This is a genomic window from Prosthecobacter sp., assembly GCF_020439865.1.
In the GTDB taxonomy this organism is placed as follows: Bacteria; Verrucomicrobiota; Verrucomicrobiia; order Verrucomicrobiales; family Verrucomicrobiaceae; genus Prosthecobacter.
On the sequence record NZ_JAGRPF010000196.1, the window covers coordinates 1 to 25,090 of the forward strand.

General features: G+C 61.3%; 21 protein-coding genes. 8 read left to right on the forward strand and 13 right to left on the reverse strand.

Annotated features, from left to right (window positions below; translation table 11 throughout):
- Positions 1-1,777: VIT and VWA domain-containing protein (locus KDL09_RS21715; RefSeq protein ID WP_294389800.1), on the reverse strand; the 1,777-nt coding region annotated here is incomplete at its 3' end.
- Between the two features lie 149 nt (positions 1,778-1,926).
- Here KDL09_RS21715 and KDL09_RS21720 point away from each other — a divergent pair.
- Entirely contained in the window at positions 1,927-2,520 is a 594-nt protein-coding gene (locus tag KDL09_RS21720; RefSeq protein ID WP_294389803.1) for a hypothetical protein, read from the forward strand.
- 46 nt (positions 2,521-2,566) lie between these two features.
- On the opposite strand, the gene KDL09_RS21725 is transcribed toward KDL09_RS21720, so the two are convergent.
- The 4 genes from KDL09_RS21725 to KDL09_RS21740 are packed head-to-tail and all read right to left on the reverse strand — an operon-like array spanning position 2,567 to position 9,068.
- A complete protein-coding gene (locus tag KDL09_RS21725; RefSeq protein ID WP_294389806.1) occupies positions 2,567-3,859 on the reverse strand; it encodes a dihydroorotase in 1,293 nt (430 codons plus the stop codon).
- A gap of 58 nt (positions 3,860-3,917) precedes the next feature.
- The gene (locus tag KDL09_RS21730; protein WP_294389809.1) at positions 3,918-6,173 is read right to left on the reverse strand and encodes a VCBS repeat-containing protein; all 2,256 of its coding nucleotides are present in this window, start codon (positions 6,171-6,173) and stop codon (positions 3,918-3,920) included.
- A 58-nt stretch (positions 6,174-6,231) separates the two neighbouring features.
- Positions 6,232-8,058: a hypothetical protein gene (locus KDL09_RS21735; protein WP_294389812.1), complete on the reverse strand. Its 1,827-nt coding sequence runs from the start codon at positions 8,056-8,058 to the stop codon at positions 6,232-6,234.
- A gap of 38 nt (positions 8,059-8,096) precedes the next feature.
- Positions 8,097-9,068: a trypsin-like peptidase domain-containing protein gene (locus KDL09_RS21740; RefSeq protein ID WP_294389815.1), complete on the reverse strand. Its 972-nt coding sequence runs from the start codon at positions 9,066-9,068 to the stop codon at positions 8,097-8,099.
- 90 nt (positions 9,069-9,158) lie between these two features.
- On the opposite strand from KDL09_RS21740, the gene KDL09_RS21745 reads away from it, so the two are divergent.
- Positions 9,159-9,884: a uracil-DNA glycosylase family protein gene (locus KDL09_RS21745; protein WP_294389819.1), complete on the forward strand. Its 726-nt coding sequence runs from the start codon at positions 9,159-9,161 to the stop codon at positions 9,882-9,884.
- A gap of 54 nt (positions 9,885-9,938) precedes the next feature.
- Here KDL09_RS21745 and KDL09_RS21750 read toward each other — a convergent pair whose 3' ends face one another.
- A complete protein-coding gene (locus KDL09_RS21750) occupies positions 9,939-10,502 on the reverse strand; it encodes a hypothetical protein (protein ID WP_294389821.1) in 564 nt (187 codons plus the stop codon).
- A gap of 119 nt (positions 10,503-10,621) precedes the next feature.
- Here KDL09_RS21750 and KDL09_RS21755 point away from each other — a divergent pair, with 119 nt between their 5' ends.
- From KDL09_RS21755 to KDL09_RS21770, 4 genes are all read left to right on the forward strand, one after another.
- On the forward strand, positions 10,622-12,325 hold the full coding sequence (locus tag KDL09_RS21755; protein ID WP_294389824.1) for a beta-galactosidase: 1,704 nt from the start codon (positions 10,622-10,624) through the stop codon (positions 12,323-12,325).
- 92 nt (positions 12,326-12,417) lie between these two features.
- Positions 12,418-13,455: a hypothetical protein gene (locus KDL09_RS21760; protein ID WP_294389826.1), complete on the forward strand. Its 1,038-nt coding sequence runs from the start codon at positions 12,418-12,420 to the stop codon at positions 13,453-13,455.
- A 52-nt stretch (positions 13,456-13,507) separates the two neighbouring features.
- Positions 13,508-13,837, forward strand: a complete 330-nt coding sequence (locus KDL09_RS21765) for a pyrimidine/purine nucleoside phosphorylase (protein ID WP_294389829.1) — start codon at positions 13,508-13,510, stop codon at positions 13,835-13,837.
- An 86-nt stretch (positions 13,838-13,923) separates the two neighbouring features.
- Positions 13,924-15,177 (forward strand): MFS transporter, encoded by a 1,254-nt coding sequence (locus KDL09_RS21770; RefSeq protein ID WP_294389832.1) that lies wholly within the window; start codon positions 13,924-13,926, stop codon positions 15,175-15,177.
- Between the two features lie 72 nt (positions 15,178-15,249).
- Here the strand turns inward: KDL09_RS21770 and KDL09_RS21775 are convergent, their stop codons facing one another.
- The 7 genes from KDL09_RS21775 to KDL09_RS21805 all read right to left on the reverse strand — a co-directional run bounded on the left by KDL09_RS21775 (position 15,250) and on the right by KDL09_RS21805 (position 22,093).
- Positions 15,250-16,650 (reverse strand): serine protease, encoded by a 1,401-nt coding sequence (locus KDL09_RS21775; RefSeq protein ID WP_294389835.1) that lies wholly within the window; start codon positions 16,648-16,650, stop codon positions 15,250-15,252.
- 39 nt (positions 16,651-16,689) lie between these two features.
- Positions 16,690-17,811: a cysteine desulfurase family protein gene (locus KDL09_RS21780; protein ID WP_294389839.1), complete on the reverse strand. Its 1,122-nt coding sequence runs from the start codon at positions 17,809-17,811 to the stop codon at positions 16,690-16,692.
- A complete protein-coding gene (locus KDL09_RS21785) occupies positions 17,808-18,230 on the reverse strand; it encodes a hypothetical protein (RefSeq protein ID WP_294389841.1) in 423 nt (140 codons plus the stop codon). The genes KDL09_RS21780 and KDL09_RS21785 overlap by 4 nt, the downstream gene beginning before the upstream one ends.
- Positions 18,231-18,233: 3 nt before the next feature.
- Positions 18,234-19,031: a formate dehydrogenase accessory sulfurtransferase FdhD gene (gene fdhD, locus KDL09_RS21790; RefSeq protein ID WP_294389843.1), complete on the reverse strand. Its 798-nt coding sequence runs from the start codon at positions 19,029-19,031 to the stop codon at positions 18,234-18,236.
- 20 nt (positions 19,032-19,051) lie between these two features.
- A complete protein-coding gene (gene lpxK, locus KDL09_RS21795; protein ID WP_294389846.1) occupies positions 19,052-20,275 on the reverse strand; it encodes a tetraacyldisaccharide 4'-kinase in 1,224 nt (407 codons plus the stop codon).
- An 82-nt stretch (positions 20,276-20,357) separates the two neighbouring features.
- Positions 20,358-21,335, reverse strand: coding sequence for a metalloregulator ArsR/SmtB family transcription factor (locus KDL09_RS21800; RefSeq protein WP_294389850.1), 978 nt, complete (start codon positions 21,333-21,335; stop codon positions 20,358-20,360).
- 68 nt (positions 21,336-21,403) lie between these two features.
- Positions 21,404-22,093 carry a hypothetical protein gene (locus KDL09_RS21805; RefSeq protein ID WP_294389853.1) on the reverse strand — a complete coding sequence of 230 codons (690 nt, stop codon included), beginning with the start codon at positions 22,091-22,093 and terminating at the stop codon, positions 21,404-21,406.
- Between the two features lie 163 nt (positions 22,094-22,256).
- Here KDL09_RS21805 and KDL09_RS21810 point away from each other — a divergent pair, with 163 nt between their 5' ends.
- Together KDL09_RS21810 and KDL09_RS21815 are read left to right on the forward strand one after the other, a co-directional pair.
- Entirely contained in the window at positions 22,257-22,958 is a 702-nt protein-coding gene (locus KDL09_RS21810) for an FCD domain-containing protein (RefSeq protein WP_294389856.1), read from the forward strand.
- Positions 22,955-25,090: DUF1549 domain-containing protein (locus KDL09_RS21815; RefSeq protein WP_294389859.1), on the forward strand; the 2,136-nt coding region annotated here is incomplete at its 3' end. The genes KDL09_RS21810 and KDL09_RS21815, both read left to right, overlap by 4 nt.

Sequence of the window (25,090 nt, forward strand, 5' to 3'; positions counted from 1 at the left end):
GAGCTGCATTGGCCGGTGCGGCCGCGAGCGAGGTTCCTTCCTCGGCGAGGAAGGCGGTGTATTCGGTCAAAATGCCGAACTGCGTCGAGAGACGGACGATTTCATTCACCAACTCGGTGGTGTTCGCGGTCGCACCATCCGCGCCGAGGTCGCGAATCGCCTCGCTGAGCACGGCAATCTTGTTGCTGGCCCACAAACGGGCCACGAAGGCGTTCGCGGTGCTCGCCTTGTCGAGGTTGAAGGTGAAATCGAATTTCCGCTCGCCTTCCGTCGAGGCGCCGGTGAGCTGGAAATGCAGCGGCGCTTCACCTCGATAGGTGCCGGAGAGAAGAATCTGCTCGCCTTCAAACACATCGGGCAGCGGCGATGGAATCAAATCGCTCACGCGATTCGGGTCATCGAGAACGCGCAGCGCTGGCTTCGTGAGCAGCGGGCCGCGCAGACGATCATACACGCGGCTGACCTTCACTTCGACGTCTTCTTTTGGCAGCACGAACTCCGCGCTGGCGCGAGTTTCGCGGGCGATGCGCGAGAGCAGCGGTGTGTTCACGTCCACACCGAAGCCGAAGGTGAAGACGCGACGCTGATGCGGGTTGCCCTTAGCCACGGCCTCGCGAATCGCCTTTTCCGAAGTCTGGCCGATGGTGGGCAGGCCGTCGGTGAGGAACAGCACGATCGGCAGCATGCCTTCGAGCGGTTTCTGCCGAAGCGCTTCGACGACGGAGTCATGAATGTTCGTTCCGCCGCTCACGCGCAGTGCGCTGATGTAATCGCGGGCTTGCTTGGTCGTCTCGGCGTTTTTGATCACCGGCTGCGCGGCGAACATTTCGACGGCTTCGTTATAGACGATGAGGTTGAAGCCTTCGCCATCGTTCAAACCTTCCATCACCTGCAAGGCGGCGGCCTTCACCTGATCCAGTTTCGGTCCGGCCATGCTGCCGCTGCGGTCGATGACCAGCGTGACCTCACGTTTGATCGGCTTGGCATCCGCCTTCGGCTTCGGCGGCGCGATCATGACGAGGAAATAGCCGCCACCGATCTTCGGATCAGGATAGGCGAGCAACGATGCGGTCATTTCATCCTTCGTTTCGCGCAGAAATGACACGCGGAAGGCGCCCGGGTCTTTGGTGGTGCAGGAAAGCGTCGCCTCATGATCGTTGGGCTGCTTCACGGCGATTTCGTGGCTCGGCGAATACACCGACGCGATGCGCGAGGTCGATTTGACACGCATCGACAGCTTCCACGGCACTGCATACTCTACCGCCTCCGAACGCGGCAGCACGTAGTCGAGACGTGCGCCATCGACCTCCAGCAGCCGTTCATAGGTCACGCGCACCTTCTGTGTGCCGTTCGCAGGAACCGGGAACACGCTCGACTTCACCACCGCATTGCCGACGAACTCCAGCAGCGCCGGATCGCGCGTCTGTGCGACGATGCTGTCGTAGATGCGGCGCGCCTCATCGCGTGGCAGCAGCCGGGCGGTGCCTTCGGCGTTGCCGCCTTCAAAAGCGAAGGCCTTCAAAACAGCGCCCTGCGGCACCGGAACCAGCAACTCGGACTCCAGCGGCCGGCTGGTCGGATTGCGCAACGCGATGTCGAGCGTCGTGATGGCGATTTGATCGGCGATGTCGATGTGGGCATCGACGTTCGTCACTTGAACGGATTGCTGAGGCGTCGGAGCGATGATCCGCGTGTTGGGCGAGATCCACACCGGCATGCGCGCCGACTGTGCGAACAGGCTGGCGCTGAGAAAGAGGGCACAAAGAATCGTCTTCATGCCGCCACGATGATTCAGGCGGCCTCAGGCGTCTGTAAACGCCGTGTAAAGGCAGATCGGATGTGCCTTTCTGCTTTCAGATAGGGCTTGTGATACCACGGCACGTCCTTAATTATGGAGGCATGAATGCACAACCAATTCCCGCCCCCGTGTTTCTTCGTCTCGTTGCGCTTTGTTTTGTTCTGAGCATTTGCTCCACACCGGCAACGGCTCAGTTTTTCAGAAATGGAAATCGAGACATGACCGCTGGAACGGTTGCTGGAGACCTCAATCTCCTTGAAGACGCCACTCGGCAGACGTCAGTGGCTTTTGATACTCATCTGGAATCGCGCCGAAACCAGATCACTAAAGTCGAAACGCGACTGAACCTGCTGCTGGTGGCCTTGAGAGGGGATGCCGCGACACTGAGGCAACAGGTCAACGGCAATTCTGACCCCGAGGACGTTTACCGCACGTTCCACTTGGTGGAGTACGGGTTGGCAAATGCTTGGGGCTACGCTAATGAGATAGGATATGGCCGCAGCCTCGAACCCTATTTTGTCGGGATTTCCAACCATGTGGAATCGCTGGCAAGGCAAGGTTTGCGCAACCCTCGCGTGCAAAAGCCGTCGTTGAGTGGTGGATACTCAACGCGCAACGGTCGTCGATCGGAGGTGCCAACCATTCCACCTCCGAATGAAATTCGGCCCGATCAGGAGAGGAGATCCGATGCGGGTAATTTTTTCAGACGGTTGTTCAGATAACACGCGTGTCGGTTGACGGCCTAAGGCCGATAAACTCGGGGCCAGTTTATCGTGCCAGCAGTTCCTCGCCGCGATACACCACGCGTTCGATCATGCCTTGCAGCGTATGATCGAGGAAGGGCGTGTTGATGCTCTTCGATTTCATGAAGTCGCGGCTGAAGGTGGTGGTGCGAGCCGGATTGAAGAGGATGAACTCGGCAACGCCGCCTTCCTTGATCGGCACAGGCGGCAGTTTCATGAGGCGGCGCGGTTCGGCGCTGAAGCGCTTCACGATGAGGCCCCAGTCGAGGATGTCCTTGCTGATGAAGCGGTCATAGAGCGAGACGAGCGCGGTTTCGAGCCCGGTGACACCAAAGGGAGCGCTGGCGAAGTCCTGATTTTTTTCAAACGGCGTGTGGGGTGCGTGATCGGTGGCGATGACGTCGAACCAGCCGTCCTTAAGGCCCTGGAGCAGCGCGGCGTTGTCCTCCGGCGTGCGCAGCGGCGGGTTCATCTTGTAGTGCGTGTCATAGTCGCCGATGTGCTCGTGATTGAACAGGAGATGGTGCGGCGCGATCTCGCAGGTGACGTGGATGCCGCGGTCCTTGGCGCGCTTGATGGTGCCCATGCCGCGCTCAGTGCTGACGTGCTGGATGTTGAGATGCACGCCGGTGAACTCGGCGAGGCGGATGTCGCGGGCGATGCAGATTTCCTCACTGATGGCAGGAATGCCGGGCAGGCCGAGCGCGTAGCTGATCTTGCCCTCATGCATGCAGCCCTTGCCGCTGAGTTCCTTCACCTCGCAATGGCTGGCGATGGGGATGTCGAACTCGCGGGCGTATTCCATCGCCCGGCGCAGGACCTGCGGATTGTTCACCGGAAAGCCGTCGTCCGTGAGCATCACCGCGCCCGCGGCTTTCATGCCGGCGATGCCGGCGAGTTCCTCGCCTTTGCGGCCTTTGGTGATGGCGCCTGACGTGTAGATCCCGGCGCCGATGCGCGTGCGGCGGGCGCTTTCCAGCACGGTGCGAACGACACCCGAGTTGTCGATCGCAGGCGAGGTGTTCGGCATCATGACGAAGCCTGTGACGCCGCCGTTGATCGCCGCCTCGGCGCAGGTCGCGATGTTTTCCTTGTCGTCCTGCCCCGGCTCACGGGCATGCACATGGATGTCGAAAAGTCCCGGCAGCAGGATGCGCCCGGTGCAGTCGATGACTTCCGCACCCTCAACACCCGTGATGTTCGTGGCCACCCCGATGATCTTGTCGCCCTCGACGAGCACATCGGCGGTCTGAAGCTTCGGCGAGTCTTCGCTGGCGATCTGGGCGTGGCGGTAGAGGCGTTTCATCGTGGCCGGCATGATGTCGCGAAGGACTGGGGAGGCAAGTCAGCTTCTTGCTTCCTTGCGGGATCAAGGCTCACTTCTTCCGCACGTAGAGCAACACCCGGTCGTGCGTCAGGAGACAGAGGTCGAGGCGGCCGTCGTTGTTGAGATCGAGGGCGGCGTAGTCGTGAGGTTCGTTTTCGAGGCCGGTCTTTCCGCGGAAGTGCGGATCCGTTTCGAACACGCGGAAGTACATGGCGCTTTCCCATTTCGGGCCGGCGACCGGCCGGAAGAACTCGATGACACGGCTCTTCGAGGTGTCGAGCAGCGCGATGTCATCGAGATTCTCGCCGGAGAACGAGGCGGCGATGAGATCCGTGGGGAGGCCGTCCTTCAGTTCGCTGTCAAAAGTCACGACGGTTTCAAGCTTGAGGGTGGTTCCGTCGAGCGGTGAAATCTGAAAGTTGTTTTTGCCGAGCAGGAGAAGCTGGGTGTTTTTCTCCGCGTTGAGGAGCAAGCATTGCTCAGGTGTCATGACGGGCAGGGCGTGCGTGTGGTCGGCGCGATAGACACGGTCTTTGCCCGCGCTGAGCTCATGCAGCTTGCTGTGCGTGGCATCGACGAGAAGCACGGAGATCTTGCCGTCCTTGCGCGAGACGATGGCGCTGTGCAGTTCGGCGGCGGCATCGGGGGCGTTGAACTGCTCCACGATGCTGGCCTTGCCTTCGGCATTCACTTTGAAAGCACGGGCAAGTTGCTGATGGGCGATGATGATCTCGTCTTTGCCATCACCGTCGAAATCGCCGGTCGTGAGGGCGGCAGGGGCGATCTTGCTCACAAACGAATCGGGAATTCCTTCGACGCGCTTGAACGGTGACTTGGCGTCGTTGGTGTTCAGCAGAAGCTGCATGGCACCGAGATTCGAGAACAGCGCGAGATCACTGCGGCCGTCCTGATTGGCATCGACAACGCGGATGCCATTGATGCGGCCGGTTTTGACGGCGAGTTCCTGAGATGTGGCGGTGAAGCCCTTGCCGGATCCCGTTTTGCGCAGCGTGACAAGCTGCGGCTTCGATTTGATCTCACTCACACAAAGGATTCCTGAATCGGTGGTGAGCGTGAGCAGCGTTTCACCTTCCTTGGCCTGATAAACGATCTCGGGATAAACGAGACGGTTGTCTTCCCAATGAGCGACGCCGATGGCCTGTTCGACCGGGCTGAGGAGCACGAGATCGGCTTTCTTGTCGCCATCGACGTCATCGATGGCCAGTGACTCGACGCCGCTGAGGACGGGGAACTCGCGGCCTTCGCTGAAGGCACCGCTGGTGCTTCCCTGAAACAACCACACCCGTGCCGCCTTGGGTTCTGACATCACCACGTCTGCGTGGCCGTCGCCGGTGAGATCGCCGTAGGCCACGGCACCGTTCTTCGATTCCGTCGGCGGCATGGCGTAGCGGATCGTGGCGGCACGTTCGGCATTGGGTTCGGCGGCGCCCTGGGCGAGTTTCGCGACTTCGACCCTGTTCGTCTCATCCTGAATCCAGGCGATGCCTGTTTTCTCCTCACCGAGGCGAATCGCATGCAGCCAGTGGCGCGTGGTGGGGATTTCGATCCGCCACTCTTCGCCAAACGTGGTTCCTGTCTTCTGCAACCGGACCAGCAGGGCGTCGCCATCAGGCGCGGTGTAAAACAGATCGGCGAGGCCGTCGTCATTGAGATCTGCAATGGTCAGTCCGGCGCTGCCGCTTTCACCAAGCGCATAGTTCTGAGGTTCCGCCCAGCCGCCGTTTGCCTTTTGCAGCAGCACCATGAGGCGTGTGTTGGTAAGCAGCACGATGTCATCGCGTCCATCGCTGTTCAAATCGCGTGCGGCGAGGACTTCGGTGTCGTCTGCGGTGGAGTCGAGAGTGAACTCACGCTTCTCGTTCCAGGTTCCGTTGTCGCCCTGCATGCGAAGCACGAGTTTGTCTTCGTCGGTGATGAAGGCGATGTCGTCGCGCTTGTCGCCATTCCAGTCACCCGTGACAAGCGCCTGCGCGGCATGGCCGATGACAAGCGGCTGCTTGTCGAAACGGGACACTTCGAGGATCGGGTTCCAGCGATCGGCACGGGTGGATTTTTCAGGAGTTCCCGGCTTCACGCCGTCCTTGCGTTGCAGGAGAAACTCGATGCGCGCACGCGAGGAGTTCACGATGGCGAGATCAGGCAGGCCGTCGCCGTTGAAATCTCCCGTGCGCGGACTCGATGTGTTCCAGTCGAGTTTCACGATCTCCGGCCCGTCAAAGTAGAGCGCCGGCGCTTCAGCCAACACTGTGGAGGCGAGGAGGAGCGGCAGGAGTCTGGCGATCATGATGCTGAATTGTGAGAGCGGCGCGCACCTGACTCCGGTTGGGGCAGTCTGGCGGTGGTTATTTCACCTCGACCGGCGTGGTCAGGTAGTGAAACTGAACCGCGTCCGGCAGGGCGTAGCTGGCGCTGAGCAGACTGCCAAAGTAGCGGCGAAAGGTTTCGTTCGACGGGCGCGCACTGGAGTCAAACCAGCCGGCGGAAGTCGCGGCGACAGCCTCTTCGGGCGCGATAGCCTTCTTGCCGGGGCCTTTCTTTTTCGCGGCGGCCTTTTTGTTGCCGGCCTTGCTTTCGAGTGTGGCGGCGGCGGTGGCGATCATGTTGAGCAGGCGGCCTGCATCCGTGACGCCGACACCGCTGTAGTTCTTCGGCACGAGGGAGAGCAGAGTCTGAACCTGGGCGTCGTCCCAGATGCTGGGGCCGGAAGGATCCTTCATGCGGCCGAGCACCTTTTTCAGCGTGTCCTGTTTGCCGACGGAGATGAGGAGGTATTTGCCCGTGTTGCAGTAGGCGATTTCGGTGGCGGTGTTGGCCGTCTGCGAGGTCTTGAGCGTGTTGATGTTGTAGCCCAGGAAGTCGCTTTCCTCAAAGGCGCCGAAACCGGCTCCGGCGAAACGCTTGAGGCCTTCGAGGGCGCCGCCGAGCTTGTCGGCATCCTTGACCTTGAATCCCATGACCTGGCTTTCCTGGCCGCCATCGCCGTCCTGCACCTGGAGGACCTCATCTTCCAGGCTTCCGAACAGGTCGTCGCGGATCTTGAATCCCATCTGCGCTTCAAGCTGCGGCACCTGCATGGTGATCATCATCGCCATCGGGCCCAGCTTGGTGACCATGCCGAGGATGGCGTCATAAACCGTACCGAAGTCGATTCGTGCGACGCTGGCCGTCAGGACGCCTGCGGGAATGAACTGAGGCAGGGTTACTTCGTTTCCGGAGCCGCGCATGAGCGAGATCAGGCCCGCGGGTTTTGCCGGATGCAGGATCGTCATGTCCATGCGCGACTGACTGTCCGTCAGCTCCGCAGTGAACGCGACGGCCTGAAGTTCCTGGGCTCCGAGCATGTCCATGATCTGCTTCGGCTTGATGTCGAAGCTAAAGCCTGGTGCCTTCTTTTCATCCTTCTTGGCGGCTTCGGCCGCAGCGAGCGCCTGTTCGCCAAGTTCGAGCAGTTTCACGCCGTTGAAGTAGAGCATCGCGTCGCCGCCACCGTTGGTGATCTGACCGATGCGCGTCAGATGTTCACGCGCGACGCCTGGCGGGTCTCCGGCGTTGTTCTTGAGGGCTCCGATCATGTACTCCATCAGACCGCGGGTGTTCGCCTCGATCATCACATCACCGACCACGGCCCAAGCCACCGCCCAGGCTGCATCGTTGCCTTCGCCTTCGGAGGCGATCTGCACATTCACCCCGCCGATGTCCTCGCTGTGCAGCTTGAGCTTCTCGTTTTCCTTCTTCTTCGACTCCACTTCCGCGAGCTTGTGTGCTTCGATTTCCTTCTGCTTGCCCGCGATTTCGCAGAGCGAGACGTTGGGCGGATCCTTGGCGAGTTCGGCGAAGTCATTGACCACCAGGTAGCTCACCCGCGCGCCGGGATAATCCTTGAGCGTGTCGTGCATGCCGCCGCCGTAGGTTTCTTTGAAGAACTTGTCCCACGGAGCCTCGCCATCCTTGCGCATCGGAGCCATCCAGCGCTTCGCCTCGTCGTCCTGCATGAACTTCGCGTAGCTGCTCTTCTCCCAGTCGGCGAGGAGTTCAGGCGTGTTCTTGATGGCGATGACACCGACCGTGTTCTTTGGCATGAGATTGTACCATTGCTCCAGCCGGTCGGAGGCGGAGGCGGGAAGGATGCTGGCAAGCAGCAAAGCGAGGAAGACGGGGGCGGTTTTCATGAGGGGGGATTCAGTGGGGGCCAACAGTTGCTGAAGGATCAACCGCCGGTGGTTACAGATTCTGGCTTTGTTTTTTCTTCCGGCGGGGCCGGCGGCGGAAGGTAGCGGAATCCGCTGTTCGGATTCCGTGGGTCGAAGGCGAAAGCCTCGCGGTTCTTGAGAAACAGCTTCAGCACGTTCGAAGGGATCGAGAATCCCAGCCCTTCGACCCCGACGCCGGCGGTCTTCATGTTGTTCACGCCGACGACTTCGCCACGGGCGTTGAAGAGCGGACCGCCGGAGTTGCCGGGATTGATCTGCGTCGTGCTTTGAATGTACCAGCGGCCGCCGCTCTCACGAGCACGGACGCTCACGATACCCTTCGATACGGAGCGCTCGAGGCCGAGCGGGCTGCCGATCGCAAACACGTCCTGACCTTGCGTGAGCGTGTCGGAGTCGCCCATCGGCACAAAGGGCAGGCTCTTGGCGGCGGCATCGTCGATCTGCAGGATCGCGAGATCGAGAAAGCCGTTCATCGCGATGATCTTCACTTTCGTGAAAGGCTGCTTCTCCAGGCCGCCGGGCTTCTTGCGATACACCACGACGGTGATTTCACGCTCGCCGGCGATGACGTGCTGGTTGGTGATGACGTAGCCCAGTTCGTTGATGATAAAGCCGGAGCCCAGACCGGAGGAGGTCTGGATCTGCACCACGGACTCCGCCACGCGCTGGACGTTCTTTTCCACCGTCATCGGTTCGCGTCCCGGCTCGACGAAATAGATGTCCTCCCCCTTCACAGCGGTGGTTTTGGCCGTGGCGGCCGTCGCCTTTTCCAAGATGGAAATCTCCGCGCGGGGCACGGTGAGCACGGTGTGACCCAGATCGAGCACCACGGCGTCCTCGCGCTCCTTCAAAACTTCGCCGCGCAGTTCCGCGCCGCTCTTGAGCACCATCTTGACGTTTTCCGCCGACAACGGCGAAACGGCGAGACAAGCCGCCACCAAGATTCCGAAGCTCAGGTTCTTTCGCATCACGGGCGCAGACTCTAGCGGACGCCCTTGGGCTTACGAGTTCTTTTTGCGCATGTTGACTCACGCCGCCTCCACGCATCTCATGCGCCGATGCCCGCCAACGCTCTCATTGCTGCCGCCAAGTCTCTGCGCGAAACCCTGCGCCCGCTGCGCTTCGCCGCGCCGGTTGAATACGTGTATCAGCCGCTCGACTATGCGTGGGCGCCGCATGAGACCTATTTGCGGAGATTCGGCAGCAACAGGAAGCGCGTCGTTCTCGTCGGGATGAATCCGGGTCCGTTCGGCATGACGCAGACCGGCGTGCCCTTCGGTGAAATCGCCGCCGTGCGTGACTGGATGGGCATTAACGAACCCGTGGGAAAACCCGAGCGCGAGCATCCGAAGCGGCCGGTCGTCGGATTCGACTGCCCGCAGTCGGAAGTGAGCGGCCGCCGGTTGTGGGGCCTGTTTGCCCAGCGTTTCGGCAAGGCTGAGGCTTTCTTCGAAGATCATTTCGTCGCCAACTACTGCCCGCTCGTCTTCATCGAGGCTAGCGGCCGCAATCACACGCCTGACAAGCTTCCTGCCGGCGAAACCGCCGTCATGGAAGCCGCATGCGATGAACATCTGCGCGCTGTCATTGCGGCTTTGCAACCCGAATGGGTCATTGGTGTCGGTGCCTTCGCCGAAGAGCGTGCGAATCGCGCGAAGGAGGCGATGAACGGCGCCTTCAAAACCGGACGCGTCCTCCATCCCAGCCCGGCCAGTCCCGCTGCGAATCGCGACTGGGCCGGCGCTGCGACGAAGCAGCTCGTGAAGCTGGGCGTGTGGGAGTAAGCCGCATTCACGGTGCCAAAGGTTTGTGTGAGCCCGAGAGGAAGATCACGCGCTCTATTTCGCCAGCGGCTGAAACTTGTCGGGGTCACGCTTCCTGAGTTCTGCCTGAAGCTGCTCGATCACTTCGGCCATCCGGCGCATTTGCTGGCGCATTTCATTCAGTTCGGCCTGGGCCCTCATCTCGCCGTGGTTCTTGCCTTCGCGTTCACGGGCCTCGGCCTGCTCGCGGTGCATGCGTTCCTCCATCTCGCGCCGCAGGTGTTGGGCGATCTCCTCGATGCCTTTTGCAGGCTCATGCAAACCGGCGGCGTGCAAATGCTGGATCGCCTGCATGACGTGCTCCATGCGTTCGGCTTCGGGCCCTTTGCCGGGCATCGGACCTTTCTTGTCCATGTGCTTTTCGGGCTTCTTCATTCCTTCGCGTTCGCGCAGTTCGGCCTGAAAGCGCTCCGCCTGTGCGGCCAGTTCCTTGGCTTCGTCGAGACGTCCGGCGGCCTTGGCGTCGCGTGCACGCTCCATCAGGCTCTGGAGGGCCTGTTTCGGGTTTTCTTTCCCTTCCTGGGCAAACGCCACGCAGGTGAAGGTGACAGCGGTGATGAGGAGTGAGATGGTCTTCATGGTGCCGACCATACGCTGTCCGGCCATCCTATCTTCCGCCGGTCTGGAAACCGGCTCTGGTTTTGATTGTGATGAAGCGCCGGTTTGCGCATCGTCCTTCCACGTCCGAACATCGCGCCATGAGCCGTCTTCTCTTTTTCATCTCTCTGGGTCTCGCTGCGTCGGCTCACGCGGCGGGCGATCTCACGGAGCTTGGGCCTTTTGGCATCGGCAGCTGCCACGTCAACAACCGCTCGGCGCAGGACTGTGAACGATGGGTGCCGCAGATGGAGGCCATCGGGCTGCGCTACTATCGCAGCAGCGCCACAGGCTGGGGGCAGGTGGAACCGGAACAGGGACGGTTCGACTGGAAGGCGCTCGATGAACAGATGGACTGCCTCGCGCGGCATCATTTCGTCTTCGGCGGTCTCCTGCTCGGCAGTCCGCGCTGGAACACGCTCGACAAACCCGGCACGTTGCCGGTGAACAACCTCGCAGGGTGGTCCGCCTACGTGACGGCGCTTGTCGGTCATTGCAAAGACCGCATCAAACGCTGGGAGGTGTGGAATGAACCGCCGAACTTCACCGGGCGTGATCAAACGCCGGCGGATTACGCCAAGATCGTCGTCAGCGCCTACGATGCGGCCAAAGCGGCCGATCCTGACTGTCTGATAGGACTCGCGGCGAAGTCAGTTCACATCAACTACCTCGAAAAGGTGATCCAGGCCGGCGCAAAGGATCACTTCGACTACATCACGCTGCACCCGTATGAGGTGCTCAACGGCATCGCTGACAACGCAGGTACGGAGGCCGTGTTCATGCACATCGTGCCCACCTTGCGAAAGATGCTCGCCGCGCAGAATCCAGCGAAGGCCGATGTGCCGGTCGTGTTTACCGAACTCGGATGCGACGTCAAAAAAGGCGCAGACACACAGGCATACGCGCTGATCAAAGCTTACACCATGGGGATCGCGCAGGGCGTCGCATGCACTCAATGGTTCGAAGGCAGGGATGGCGACAGTGGACCCATGGGCCTGCTCGACCGCGAGGGAAAGCCGCGTCCCTCCTACACCGCGATGCAGCAGATGATCCGGCATCTTGGGCAGCATCCGGTCTGCCTCGGCTGGGTGCTGTTGAACGAAAAGCACTACGGCTTTGTGTTTCAGGGATCGCAGACGCAGGTGCTCGTCACTTGGGCCCGTCCGGGGACGAAGGATGACATCCGCTTCGACCAACCGGTCCAGATCGTCCATCCACTCACGGGTGAGATGACGAAAGCGGCGACGCATGCGTTGACCTTGGCACCGGTGCTTATCCTCGATGTCTCCGACGATCTAGTGAGTCAGGCGAAAGCGAACAAGGCCCGGGCGTTGCCATGGGACGGGGACTACGCGCAGGCGAAGTCCGTCTCCATCACGATGGGCGGGACACAAGTCGAGCAAGGTCTGCACACGCTCTCCGGCGAATCCGTGGCAGACGCGGTGGTGGTTTACGGCGGCTCAGCCCGTGCGGGCAACGTGCCCGGCGGCAATGTGTTCGTCGTCGATCCCGAGTTCATGTCCTACACGAGCGAGCCCATCGAAATCACCGCCGTCGTGCGGCGCAACGAGGCCAACGACAATGCCGGCTTCAAGCTCGTCTACGAATCCGCTTCCGGATTCAAAACCGCAGGCGGTTGGTTCACCGTGCCGGACAACAAGCAATGGCACACGGTGCGCTGGCAGATCGACGACCCGCAGTTCGTGAGCTACTGGGGCTACAACTTTGCCCTCGAGTCGGATGGAAATCAGTACAACAAGTATTACATCCAAAGCGTGACTGTGACGAAGCGTCCGAAGAAGTGACGGGGACGGATGAGGCCTGCAGTTCGGACGCATCACTGCTAACAACTTCAGTGTTCGTGCGTTTGACGGGTATGAAGATGCATCGCCCAACCATGCGACTGCTTGCGCTGATCGTCGTTACCGCTGCCGCGGTGTGTCGGGCGGACGACAAGGCCAAGCCTCCGCCCACGAATCCTGCGGAGGCAGCCAAAAATGCCCCGGCAAAAGCACCTCCGGTAAAGCCTCCCGGAGAGGCGGAGCTGCGTGGGGTGATCACCAAGGGGCTCGGTTTCCTCGGCAGAGAAGGCGATGAGTGGGTAACGGCCAAAAACTGCAACGGCTGCCATCACATGCCCGAGCTGCTGTGGAGTCATCGGGAGGCGAAGGCGCGTGGTTTTGTCGTGGACCCGAAGAAGTTCGACGAATGGCTGGAGTGGTCGGTCGAGCGTGCGACAGACAAGAAGCCCGGTCTCGAAGAAGCGGCGCTCATGATCCTCGCCATGCCAGACCGGCCTGCACCGGAGCTGACGAAGCTGCTCGCCGCCGAGCAGAAAGCTGATGGTTCTTGGACTCCCGCCGGGCAGTTCTCCGGCATGCAAAAGCGCGGCGCACCCGATGCGCAGGCCAATTCGACGCGGCTCAACCTCATGGCACTCGCGACGTTGAAAGATGCCGCACCGCAGTCTGACGCTGCTCATGCGAAGGCGGGTGCGCTGCTGCAGAAAAAGGACGCGCCCACGTCGATGGAATCTCTCGTGTTTCGCACGCTCTTCGCACGACGCTTTGGCAAACCGGAGGAGGCGACGGCCTTGATCAGAGACATCGTGAAACGCCAGCGCAACGACGGCGGCTGGAGTTCGTTCCTCGGCGAGAACATGAGCGACGTGCTCGCAACCGGTCAGGTGTTGTATGCGTTGCAGCCTGCCGCCTCAGATCCAGCCGTCGCGGATGCCATCGCCCGTGCGCAGCACTGGCTGCTGCAGACGCAGTGCGAGGACGGAAGCTGGCCCATCGACATCACGCACATCAGCAAGCAGGACCGCAGCGGTCCGGCGAAGGCGAAGTCCTTCAAGGCCGCCACCGACATCTATACCTATTGGGGCAGTTCCTGGGCGACGATCGGCCTGCTGCAGGGCGTGCCGTTGAAGTAGCGGGCAGGCCGTGCTTGCCGCCTGGGAATTCATCGTCTATCCCTCGCGCCCTATGTCCGCCATCCCAGCCGAATTCTCGAACGTCACCGCCGTCGCCAAAGCAAATGTCTATTTCGACGGCAAGGTCGTCAGCCACAGCATCCTGTTTCCGGATGGCAGCAAGAAGACACTCGGCCTGATCTATCCCGGTGATTTTCACTTCGGCACCGCGAAAGCGGAGCGCATGGAAATCGTCGCAGGTGATTGCGTGGTGAAACTCGACGGCAGCGACACCAAGACCGCCTACACCGGCGGCCAGTTCTTTGACGTCCCCGCCAACAGCGGCTTCGACATCAGTGTCAGCGGCGGCATCTGCGAGTACATCTGCTCGTTCATTGATTAAACCTGATCCTGTCATGCCCGCATCAAGCCTGGGCATGATTTCAGGCTTTTCATGTTTCCGAGACTGTGATTCATGACGGGATGTCCATGTCTTCGCCCACCGACTCCGATTCGCCCACCGTCATGCGCCGTGCATGGCTGATTGTGGGACTGCTGTTTCCGGTGGCCCTGCTGAACTATCTGGACCGGCAGATGATCGCTTCGATGAAGGTGTCGGTGATGGGCGACATCAAGGACATCGGCAGCGAGGAGAACTGGGGGCACATGCTGGCGTCGTTCAAATGGGTGTATGCGATTTTCAGCCCCATCGGCGGCTACATCGCCGACCGCTTCAGCCGGAAGCTCACGATTTGCGGCAGCTTGTTTGTGTGGTCGCTCATCACCTGGCTGACCGGCCACGTGGGCAGTTTCAACGAACTCTACTGGGCGCGCACGATGATGGGCATCAGCGAAGCGTTTTACATCCCGGCGGCTCTGGCGCTGATCGCGGACTACCACACGACCGGAACACGATCCCGTGCGATCGGCGTGCATCAGATGGGCATCTACTGCGGTGTGATGGTCGGCGGCTTCGCCGGATTCGTGGCGGATGCGCCGGACCTCGGCTGGCGCTTCATGTTCGACTTCACCGGACTGGCGGGCATCCTCTATGCGATCCCGCTGCTGCTCCTGCTGCGTGATGTTCCGCGTCAGGTGGACACCCAGAAGGCGCTGGATCCGGCCGCCCGCGGCGGGGCGATGGGCGAGCTGCTCCTGAACCGCAATTTCATCCTGCTGGTGCTGTACTTCACGCTGCCCGCACTCGCCGCATGGGTGGTGCGCGACTGGATGCCTGCGATCCTGCAGAAGGCCTTCAACATCAGCCAGGGCAAGGCCGGCGTGTCCGCCTCGCTCTACTGGCAGGCGGCGGCGCTGCTCTCGGCGATCCTTGGTGGCTGGCTGGCGGATCGCTGGATGCGCAAGAGCGACCGCGGCAGAATCTACGTGAGCGCCATTGGCATGATGCTCATCGTTCCGGCCATGTTCGGCGTTGGTAATGCACCCGCGCTGAACTCCTTTGGCCTTGCCATAGCGTCGCTCATTTTGTTCGGTGTCGGTTGGGGATTCTTCGATTGCAACAACATGCCGATCCTTAGCCAGATCGCACGACCCCACATGCGCGCCACCGGCTACGGCATCATGAACTTCGTCAGCATGATGTGCGGTGGCCTGGCCGACTGGGGCTTCGGCGTGATGCGTGACAAGCACGTGCCGCTCAACGTCATCTTCGGCGTCTTCGCTCTCGTGTGTGTGTTCTCGCTCGTGTTGGTGCTCATGATCCGGCCGAGGAGGGAGGGGTGAAGAGTTACGAGTTATGGGTTATGAGAGTTCCGGACCCATAACCCATAACTCTTCATCCCTAACCATCTCCCCTCACCCGCCGCAGATCTTGCACGCCTTGCCGTCGGTTGCCTGACAGGGCGACTGAGGTCTGAAGTAGCGGCAGTTGGAGTTGTGTCGTGTGCCGGAGGAACTGAGGCTCCAGCCCGTGATCGGAGCACCGCCGGCCGCAGGCTGCTTGGTGCCCGCCGCTGTCTGCGGCGCGGGGTTGCCCTCTTCACGACTCGCCACGACGACCAGCGAGGATCTTCGCAGCATCTCCGATGTTCCGGCGATCAGGTCGCCATTCGCACCCGGTTTCACCAAGGGAACGCCAGGTGTTTGCTGCCCGTTTTCAGGAAACAGTTGTTCGAGGGAATCGATGCGGATGCAGTCGGACAAGCCCGTCACCGCAGGCTGATCGGCACCACTACCGGCATCCGTGGGGCGGCCTCCGACCATGCGCGACTGGCCGGAGAAAAACAGGCCGAGCACTTCTCCCTTCTCGTCCACCACGTAGCCTCCTTTGCTGCTTTCCGGGATCGTGGCGTCATGCTCGAAGAGATGATCACCCACGAGGCGGCTGATCCGGCCCTCCGCACGCGTCGCTGTGGCGAATGTTCTTCCATCGCCCGCGAGAGCCAGCGACACCGCGAAGATCTTTTGCCCACGTTCGACGGGCTTGCGTGGCAGAAGCTTTCTCGGCCCGGCTTCTGCGTCACAACTCAGCAAAGCCACATCCAACGTTTCGATCATTTGCACCACCGTCGCCGGCACCTCTCTGTCTTCGATGTGCAAGTTGACTGTCTTTGAGTCTTTGACCATCGCCGCTTCGGTGATGAACCGTCGGTTTCCCAATGGCAGTGCGAGCCCACGAGCGGTGATCAGTTTGGCGCTTGGTTCGACGACCTTGGCGGGTTCGCCGCCTGATTGCGCGAGGCTGAGCGAGGTTTCCACTGCCTCGTCGAGCGACACGCTGTAGGTGTTGATCAGCGTGCTCTTGCCGTCGAGCGCCTGAAACGTCCGGGTCCCTGCGTGATACAAGGTTCTGCCCATCACCTTCGCGCCGAGTTCTGTGGCGAATGCATCGCTGTGCAGCACGAGGAACGGCGAGCCGGTGGCAATCCACGTCTCTTTCTCGACCGGCAGCTTCTTGATGACGCGGCAGACATAACCCTCCGGCAGCAGTTGATCCACCTGCATGTCGAGGGTGCCCGCACTCACAGCGGCATCGAGAATCACCTGCGCCTGCTGTGCAAACTGCTGGTCTGCTTGGGAAAAAGCCGCAGCGGGATAGACGGTGGCTTTGCCTTCCTTGTCTTTGAGCAGGAGCTTGTCCTCCTTCATGCCCGCAAACTGGGCCTCCATCGTGCGCGTTCCGTCGGCGCTGCGCCATTCCCGTGCCGACGGGCCGCTGCATGCGATGAAGACGAGAAGACATTTCCGCCAGTTCATGGTGGCGAGACTAGGCACGATCCCAAACGCCGCAACCGCCTACTGTGGCCTGCCGCCGCGGTTCAATTCGTCGAAGACATCTCCAATGGCTGTCGCGAGCGACTGCCACTCTTCGGCATTCGTCTCCCAGCCGCCGCTGATGCGAATGACACGCTTCAATTCGTCTGCACTGGCGCCGAGCGCTGTCACGACCACGGAAGATCCTTCCTTGCCCGAACTGCAGGCTGAGCCGGTGGAGATGCTGAACCCGCGCCGGGAAAGAGCCGTCAGCCATTTCAAATTGTGATGCGCAGGCATCACCATGAGCACGGTGTTCCAAAGACGCGGCGCGTTTTCACTGATGACGCGCAGTGTCTCAAAACGCGAACGCATGGCGGCGATGAACTCATCGCGCAGTCTCCTCTGCGTCTTTTCAATCTCGCTCAAGCGTGGTGCGAGCGCCTCCAGGGCGGTCACCATCGCCTCGATGGCCGGATAGTTTTCGGTTCCGGCTCGGCGTCCGTTTTCCTGCGGTCCGCCACGGATGAAGTTCAGCCGTGAATCCTCCGCTGGCAGCACGAGAAAGCCGCAGCCCTTGCTGCCGCCGAATTTGTGAGCACTGCCTGTGATGAAATCGCATTCACCGAGGTTCGAGGCGTCTTGTTTGCCGATCCACTGGGCGGCATCCGTGTGAAACAGCACGCCATGCTCACGGCACAGAGAAGCGATCTCCCGCCACGGCTGCAACGCACCGCTTTCGTTGTTCGCCGCCATGACGGAAACCAGCGCGGGCTGTTTCGTTGTGAGCATCTGCTTCACTGCATCTGGTTCCACCACGCCATCGGCATTGACCGGCAGTTCAATGACATGGCGACCACGCGCGGCTTCCCTCACACTCGGATGCTCGATGGCGGAGATCGCGACGACTTGGTCCGTAGGCAGTGAGGCAAACAACGCGTTGTTGGATTCCGTCGCACCCGAGGTGAACACGATGCGCTCTGCGTCTGCGCCGATCAACGTGCCCAGGCGCTCGCGTGCAGACTCCAACTGCTGGCTCACGATGCCTGCGTCGCGATACAGGCTCGAAGGATTGTGCCAGTGTTTCTCGCTCGCCCGCAGCCAGGCATCGCGTGCCTGCGGAAGCAAGGGCGTCGTCGCGTTGTGATCGAAATAGCCGTTCATGAGGCGGATCTGAAACGTGACGGCAGCGGGATGTGAAGAAGCATCAGAATGAACGCGAGGCCGATGTAAGGCACCCATGCGTCGCCTCGGCCATTGGACATGATGCCGTTGATGAATCCGAGCGCGCCGACGCCTTCGCTCAACGCAAAGACCACGATGTTCCCCGCGACGAATCGGCTGCGATTCGCCGGATCATCCAGACTGAGCCTGCCGGCGGTGAAATCACCCAGCAGCATTTTGCGCAGGAGAAAACTCAGCGCCGAGGCGCTTCCGGCCCCCAGTGCCACGACCATGCCGGTCGATGTCACATCAGCCTTGGCAGGACCAAAGGTCATGGAGCTCAGCATGCCGGCATAAACCAACAGCGAGGAGCACAAGGCGCCCCAGATGATGAAGACAGTGAGCTGGACCGGTTTCATGATTCAATTCAACACACGCCGGGGATGCGTGTAAACATTCATCGTTTCGCCCCGCAGAAAGCCGATGAGCGTCTGATTCGCCTCCTGTGCAAAATCGACCGCGAGGCTGCTGGGCGCCGAGATCGCGGCGAGCAGCGGGATGCCGGCGGCGAGCGCCTTCTGGATGATCTCGAAGGACACGCGGCCGCTGACGAGGAGGATATGCCGGTCGAGAGGCAGCAGGTCGCGTTGCAACGCGTAGCCGAGGATCTTGTCGAGTGCGTTGTGGCGCCCTACGTCCTCGCGGAGCACGAGCAGATTGCCTTCGAGGTCGAACAACCCGCTGGCGTGCAGGCCGCCGGTTTTGGAGAATGTCTCCTGCGCGGCCCGCAGCTTGTCTGGCAGCTCCGCAATCCGTTTCGCCGAAACCTGCCAGTCGCCTTTCACAGCAGGAAACTGCTGGAACACGCTTTCGATGCTTGTCTTGCCGCACAGGCCGCAGCTCGAGGCACTGAAAACGTGACGCGTGAGCGAGTCCCAGTTCACCACGGCGCCGCCGAGCAGCACATCGACGATGTTGCCGTGCTTGTTGTTGGTGCTCGGGCATTGCGAGACTTCCAGAATGTCGCGCGGACGCTGCACCACTCCTTCGCTCACAAGGAAGCCGGCGGCGAGTTCTTCATCATGGCCGGGCGTGCGCATCACCACGGCCACGGAGCGGCCTTCAACGCGGATTTCCAGCGGTTCCTCACGCGCGGTGACATCGCTGACCTCGTTGACGCCGCCGGTCGTGCTGACTTTGCGCACGCGTACTTCGGTCATCGCTGGATTCTCCGGGCTCATCACGAGGCCTCCATGAAATCCGCAGGCAGGACGCCCGCAGGCACACGACGCGGCTCGGCGATGAGGCGCACCATCTTGTCAAAGATGTCGCGACCACGGATGATCTCGATCTCCACACGCATGAAGTAGAACGGGATGTCGGCGACGGGCATCTTCGGGAATCGCACAAAGTCCTTCTCCGTGGTGACCATGCAGTGCACGTCGCGCCGGACGCAGCGCTCCACGAACTGCTTCAGCTCCGGCCCGTGAAAGCGATGATGATCCGCAAAGCGCGCGATGACCTCGACCTTCGCGCCCAGTTTGCGCAGGCCGTTCTCAAAACTTTCCGGGACGGCGATGCCCGACAGCGCGCCGACAAACTTGTCCCGCAGTCCGTCGATTGGCATCTTCTCGCCCGTGTGGATGTTTTCGAAATGCATCGCCCGGTGACGGCACTCGATGATTTCGGCGGCGCGGTTGTAGCGGCGGATCTGCTTGATGATGTCCTCGCTGTCGCCGTCGGACTTGGTGATGAAGATGTAGCTGGCGCGCCGCAGGCTGCGCGGCGGCTCGCGCAGGGTGCCGCGCGGCAGCATGTGACCGTTGTTTCCAAACGCGGCCGTCCGGTCGATCAGCACGATGTCGTGGCGGTGCTTGAGCCGCAGGTATTGCAGGCCGTCATCGAGCACGAGCACGTCGGCGCCGAAGCGCTGAATCGCATGCGCCCCGGCCTTCACGCGGTTTTTGTCCACCACGACCGGAATGCCGGGGCAGTTCTTCGCCAGCATGAACGGCTCGTCGCCGGCATTGTGGGAGTCGAGCAGCACCTTTTCGCCGTCCGACACGATGCGAGGCAGCGGTTCGGGCGGTTTGGGGATGAAGCCCAGCCGGGCGGCCAGTTTCTTTGTGAACGGCAGCTTCTTCTGGCGCTTGCTCTTGTAGCCGCGGCTCAGAATGCACACACGCCGGCCGCGTTCATGAAGGGCCTTCGCCAGCATCTCGACCACGGGTGTTTTGCCCGTGCCGCCGACGGTGAGATTCCCCACACTGACGACAGGGACGCCGAGATGATGGTCATGAATGTACCGATGACGGTACAAATAAAGACGTGTCCGCACCGCCGCGGAATAAATGCCGGAAAGTCCGCGGAAGACGACGCGCAGCAGCGATGCGCGGATGCCACGACGGTTGTTGATCACCACGTCGATGACGAAATTTTCGATGTCTTCCAGAGTATCTCTCACAAGACGGCATTGGAGGCGGGGAAGGGGGCCGCGTCAATGAAACGCCTCGCTGATTGCGGCCTTAATGTGCTCGTCGCCGATGTTACGAGCCGCTCCAGTGTCCCGTCGAAGTGAGGCGGTTTTCCTTTTCCGCCAAAGCCAGGATGGTCTGGAAGTGGGGGCTCTTGCTCTCGCGATGCACCACGCTCGTTTCGATCTTTTTGAATCCGGCGCGGCCCAGCATGTCATGCAGATCGCTCTCCGAAAATCCGAGCCACACGTCTGCGTAGAGATCGCGCGCTTGCTCAAACTGATGCTTCAGGAGATCGAGAACGACGATGCGTCCGCCCGGACGGAGGATGGTTTGCGCCGCCTTGAGCGCCTTCTCCGGATTCTGCGCGTGATGCAGCGCCTGGCTGAGAAAGACGAGATCGACGCTTAACGGTGGGATCGGCGGTGCTTCGATGTCGCCGAGGCGGAACTCGAGGTTCGCGAAGCCGTGCTTCTGCGCCAGCTCCGCCCCGTAGGCCACCATTTTCTCGCTGTTATCGACGGCGATCACCTTCTTCGCCCGTTCCGCGAGCAGTTGAGAAAGCGTTCCTTCACCGGCGCCGAGATCAGCGATCACCAGCGGCGGCATGAGTTTGAGCAAAGTCTCGCCCAATCCCTTCCACGAGCGGCCCGGAATGTAATGACGGCCAAACTTGCCTGCCAGTGCATCGAAGTAGGCCTTCGCGGTGTGAGCGCGTTTGCGCAGCACGATCTGCAGCGCCTCGGTGTCCTTCTTGATCTCACGCAGCTCGGCACCGGCGGCCTCCAGCAGAGCGAGAAAATGCTCGTGCATCGGCTGGTCCTTCGAGCCGGGTTCTTCCAGCTGGTAGAGCCGGTTCTTACCGCTGCGGCGGTCGCTCACCAGCCCTGCCGCCTTCAGTTTGGCCAGCTGGGCCGAGATGTTGGACTGCGGCAGTGACAGCACTTCCTGCAGCTCCGCCACGCTCAGTTCCTCCTGTTTGAGCAACAGCAGCAGCCGCACCCGGGTCGGGTCGGCGATGAGGCTGAGGGATTTGAGGACGGAGGCCAAGATTCATGATCGTATCAACGCATCATGATTCATCAATGCCGGAGTTTCGGGGCCGGGCGGCGGCCGTTTCAGAGCTTCGAAGCCGCCCAGATGCCCGCCTTGTTCTGCTGGGCGCGCTTCCGCAGTTCCTGAAGTTCGAGGGCGTAGTCGCTGATCGACCGTGCATCCGCCGGCAGGCTGGACGTGACACCCGCCACGCGGGCGTAGCCCTGCTGGACCAGCAGATCGGCCAGATACACCTGCTTTCCGGGGCTGATCTCGACCAAAATCAGCGCATAGAAGCGGCTGAGGCCGGGCACTTCCTCCCAGCGCGTCATCACCGTGAAGGGGTGTTCTTTGAGAAGCTGGGTTACATACTGCACCGCCCGCTGCCCCTCCTCCACGACACGCTGGCTGCTCACACCAAAGTAACGCGCCTGTTCCTGCACCCGCTGCGGGTGCGTCAGCGAAATGTCCGGCGCATCCACGAAGTACAGCACAAAGATGTGCTCGTCCTCTGTGTCGCTCACCTTGATGCGCAGGGTGTCGGCCTCGTTCGCCCGGCTCTCGATCAACCGCGCCTTGGGGAAGATCTTGAACTCCGGCAGCGCCGCGCGGCCGGCATCCGTCGTCTGACCCGGCACCACCTGCGCCACCGGCACGGGCAGCGCCTGCGCCGGAAGCGGCCGGCTTTCCTTCAAAAGAATCGCCACGAGCACGATGATCAGCACCAGCACGCAGGTGATGGCCAAGTTCAGCAATGTGTCTCGGAAAGGCATTCGGAACGTTTGTGGATTCGGCGAGCCACTGTCCCGCGTTCGGGCTGGCGCTCAAGCTTCAAGTGCTCGGGTGTGGCGAATCGGGCAAAGCTCATCGAAATGAGGATGTCCGAAAGAGCCGGATGATCTTTTCGTAATTGGTATGACCTCCTACCAATTTATCATGACCATTGTTCCCCTCAAATCCGCGCCGTCGCTCGTTGAGCAGGTCTGCGCCCGGCTCGCACGCCAGTTGCGTGACGAGATGGACTCCGGCGACGGGCGGCTGCCGCCCGAACGTCTCATGGCCGAACGGCTCGGGGTGAGCCGCACGGTGCTGCGCGAGGCGACGAAACGTCTCGAATCGCAGGGACTGCTCGAAATCCGCCACGGCAGCGGCATCCGCGCGGTGAATCGTCTGCACAAGCCATTGAGCGGATCGCTTTCGCTCCTGCTGCCGGAAATGGCGGAGCGTCTGCGCCAGTTGAACGAAACGCGGGCGGCTATAGAACCGGAAATCGCCCGTCAGGCCGCGCTGAAGGCGAAAGCTGCCGATGTGAAGCAGCTTCGTGCCATCCATGCGCGGATGACCGCGGCGGACACCCATGACGAGGCCGTCGAGGCGGACATCGACTTCCATCGCACGCTCGCCCGCATCGCTGGCAACGAAATCCTGAAGCTCATGCTCGAATCGCTGGCCGATCTCGGGCGCGAAAGCCGCCGCGTGACGATTGGCAACGTCGGCCGGCAGCGAGCCATCGATCATCACACCGCCATCTTGAATGCGGTCGCCGCCCATGATGCCGCCGCAGCAGCCAAAGCGATGAAACATCACCTCGACGAGGCCACGCGTGACCTCGCCACCAAACCGAAGACGAAGCGATGAAATCGGCCGCACTTCTCATTCTGACGACCACCGCCTTCGCCGTCGATTTCGATCGCGAAATCCGCCCGCTTTTGCAGGAGCGCTGCATCGAGTGCCACGGCGAGAAGAAGCAGAAAGGCGAGCTGCGCCTCGATGCAAAACCCTACGCCTTCAAAGGTGGTCATGACGGCCCTGCGATCGTCGCGGGCCGGCTGGACAAGTCGCCGCTCTTCCAGCGCATCGTCACCGCGGACGAAGATGAACGCATGCCACCGAAAGGCGATCCTCTAACGCCGTCACAAATCGCAGCGATCAAAACGTGGATCGAAGCCGGTGCCGTGTGGCCTGAGAACGCGGCCGACAAAGCCGCCGCCGTCGACAAACGACTTCAGCATTGGTCTGTGCAGCCTGTTCGCAAAGACTTCCCTGCCGATGCGACCATCGACTCGTTCATTGAAGCGAAGCTTCGCGAAAAGGGGCTGCGCATGTCACCACAGGCTGATGCACGCACGCTTTCCCGCCGGCTCTATTTTGATCTCATCGGCCTGCCGCCGTCCGACACGTCCGATGTGTCCTACGAAGCGCTCGTGGACCAACTGCTCGCCAGCAAGCACTACGGCGAGCGCTGGGCGCGGCACTGGCTGGACATCGCGCATTACGCGGACACGCACGGCTTTGAGCGTGACAAACTGCGCCCGGATGCGTGGCGTTACCGCGATTACGTCATCGATTCGCTCAACGCCGACAAACCCTACGATCAGTTCCTGCGCGAACAGATCGCGGGCGATGTCATCGCGCCCAACGATCCGCAGTGCGTCATCGCCACCGGCTTTCTCGCGGCGGGCCCGTGGGATTTTGTCGGGCAGGTGGAGACGAAGAGCGACATGCTGAAACGCGCCGCACGCGCGCTCGATCTCGACGACATGGTCACGCAGACCATCACCGCCACGATGGGCATCACGATCAACTGCGCCCGTTGTCACGATCACAAGCTCGATCCGATCACGCAGGAGGAGTATTATCGCCTGTGGGCCGTGTTTGCCGGTGTGAAACGCGGCGAGCGCGACGCCGATCCCCGCGAATCGCAGCGCATCGCTTCCGAGAAGGAACGCCTCACCAAGGAACTGACACAAACACGCGCACAGATCGCAAAGCTGGCCGGTGAAGGACTCGATCTTGCCGATATCGTGGGTGGCGGCGACGGCCGCGGCACTGGCGTCAAAGGACGCGGCATCCACATCCGCACCGGCAACTACGTGACCGAAAAACTCGGCTACCATCGCGACATCCTCACGAACCGATTGCAAAAGCTCGAACTGCCCGGCGATCCGAAGGACGCGCTGCGTCTGGTGAAATACGTGTTCGTGCCTGACGGCAAGAATCCGGTGCCGGTGGACTATAAAAAGGAAACGTCCGGCATTCCGGCCACCAGCGGCCACACCTGGGACGCCGTGCGCAACGGTCCGCTGAATGCGCAACGCAGCACAACGTTGAACGGCACCGACTTCGCCACAGCAGGGCACTCCATTCTCGGCATGCATGCGAATGGCGGCGTCACCTTTGACCTCATCAAGATCCGACAGAGCAATGGATTCGGCGCTCTGCGCCTCACCGGCGTTGTTGGCTTTGGCGCCGCGGAAAGTGCGAAGTCATCGCGTGCCGATTTTACCGTCTGTATCGACACGATGGTGAAGTTGCAAAAGCTCAAACTGCGCAAGGACGAAACGCTCACGCTCGATCTGGCGATCCCGGCGGATGCGAAGACACTCACGCTCATCGCCACCGACGGCGGCGACGGCATCAGCAGCGATCTGTTGTTCATCGGAGATGCGCGTCTCGGCCCGGATGTGGATCACACCACGCTGGCCGCCGCGGACGAAGCGCGCCTCAAGCAGTTGCGTGCCGAAGCCTCGAAACTCGAAGCCGCATTGAAGAAGCTCCCCGAGGCGCCGAAAGTTTTCGCCGTGGTGAGCGAGGCCAAACCGCCGGTCGTCAAAGTTCAGCGTCGTGGCAATCCTGAGGATGAGGCGCAGGAGGTCACACCGGGCGTTTTCGCGTGGGCCAAGCACGTGCCAGTGAGTTTCGGTGATGATCAAACGCCCGAAGGCCAGCGCCGCCTCGGGCTCGCGAATTGGATCACGAATCGCAACAAC

Excerpts from the sequence above, each read along its gene's own strand:
- KDL09_RS21725 (WP_294389806.1), bottom strand. The coding sequence starts at position 3,859 with ATGCCGGCCACGATGAAACGCCTCTACCGCCACGCCCAGATCGCCAGC.
- KDL09_RS21730 (WP_294389809.1), bottom strand. The coding sequence starts at position 6,173 with ATGATCGCCAGACTCCTGCCGCTCCTCCTCGCCTCCACAGTGTTGGCT.
- KDL09_RS21735 (WP_294389812.1), bottom strand. The coding sequence starts at position 8,058 with ATGAAAACCGCCCCCGTCTTCCTCGCTTTGCTGCTTGCCAGCATCCTT.
- KDL09_RS21740 (WP_294389815.1), bottom strand. The coding sequence starts at position 9,068 with ATGCGAAAGAACCTGAGCTTCGGAATCTTGGTGGCGGCTTGTCTCGCC.
- KDL09_RS21745 (WP_294389819.1), top strand. The coding sequence starts at position 9,159 with ATGCCCGCCAACGCTCTCATTGCTGCCGCCAAGTCTCTGCGCGAAACC.
- KDL09_RS21750 (WP_294389821.1), bottom strand. The coding sequence starts at position 10,502 with ATGAAGACCATCTCACTCCTCATCACCGCTGTCACCTTCACCTGCGTG.
- KDL09_RS21755 (WP_294389824.1), top strand. The coding sequence starts at position 10,622 with ATGAGCCGTCTTCTCTTTTTCATCTCTCTGGGTCTCGCTGCGTCGGCT.
- KDL09_RS21760 (WP_294389826.1), top strand. The coding sequence starts at position 12,418 with ATGCGACTGCTTGCGCTGATCGTCGTTACCGCTGCCGCGGTGTGTCGG.
- KDL09_RS21765 (WP_294389829.1), top strand. The coding sequence starts at position 13,508 with ATGTCCGCCATCCCAGCCGAATTCTCGAACGTCACCGCCGTCGCCAAA.
- KDL09_RS21770 (WP_294389832.1), top strand. The coding sequence starts at position 13,924 with ATGTCTTCGCCCACCGACTCCGATTCGCCCACCGTCATGCGCCGTGCA.
- KDL09_RS21775 (WP_294389835.1), bottom strand. The coding sequence starts at position 16,650 with ATGAACTGGCGGAAATGTCTTCTCGTCTTCATCGCATGCAGCGGCCCG.
- KDL09_RS21780 (WP_294389839.1), bottom strand. The coding sequence starts at position 17,811 with ATGAACGGCTATTTCGATCACAACGCGACGACGCCCTTGCTTCCGCAG.
- KDL09_RS21785 (WP_294389841.1), bottom strand. The coding sequence starts at position 18,230 with ATGAAACCGGTCCAGCTCACTGTCTTCATCATCTGGGGCGCCTTGTGC.
- fdhD (WP_294389843.1), bottom strand. The coding sequence starts at position 19,031 with ATGACCGAAGTACGCGTGCGCAAAGTCAGCACGACCGGCGGCGTCAAC.
- KDL09_RS21805 (WP_294389853.1), bottom strand. The coding sequence starts at position 22,093 with ATGCCTTTCCGAGACACATTGCTGAACTTGGCCATCACCTGCGTGCTG.
- KDL09_RS21810 (WP_294389856.1), top strand. The coding sequence starts at position 22,257 with ATGACCATTGTTCCCCTCAAATCCGCGCCGTCGCTCGTTGAGCAGGTC.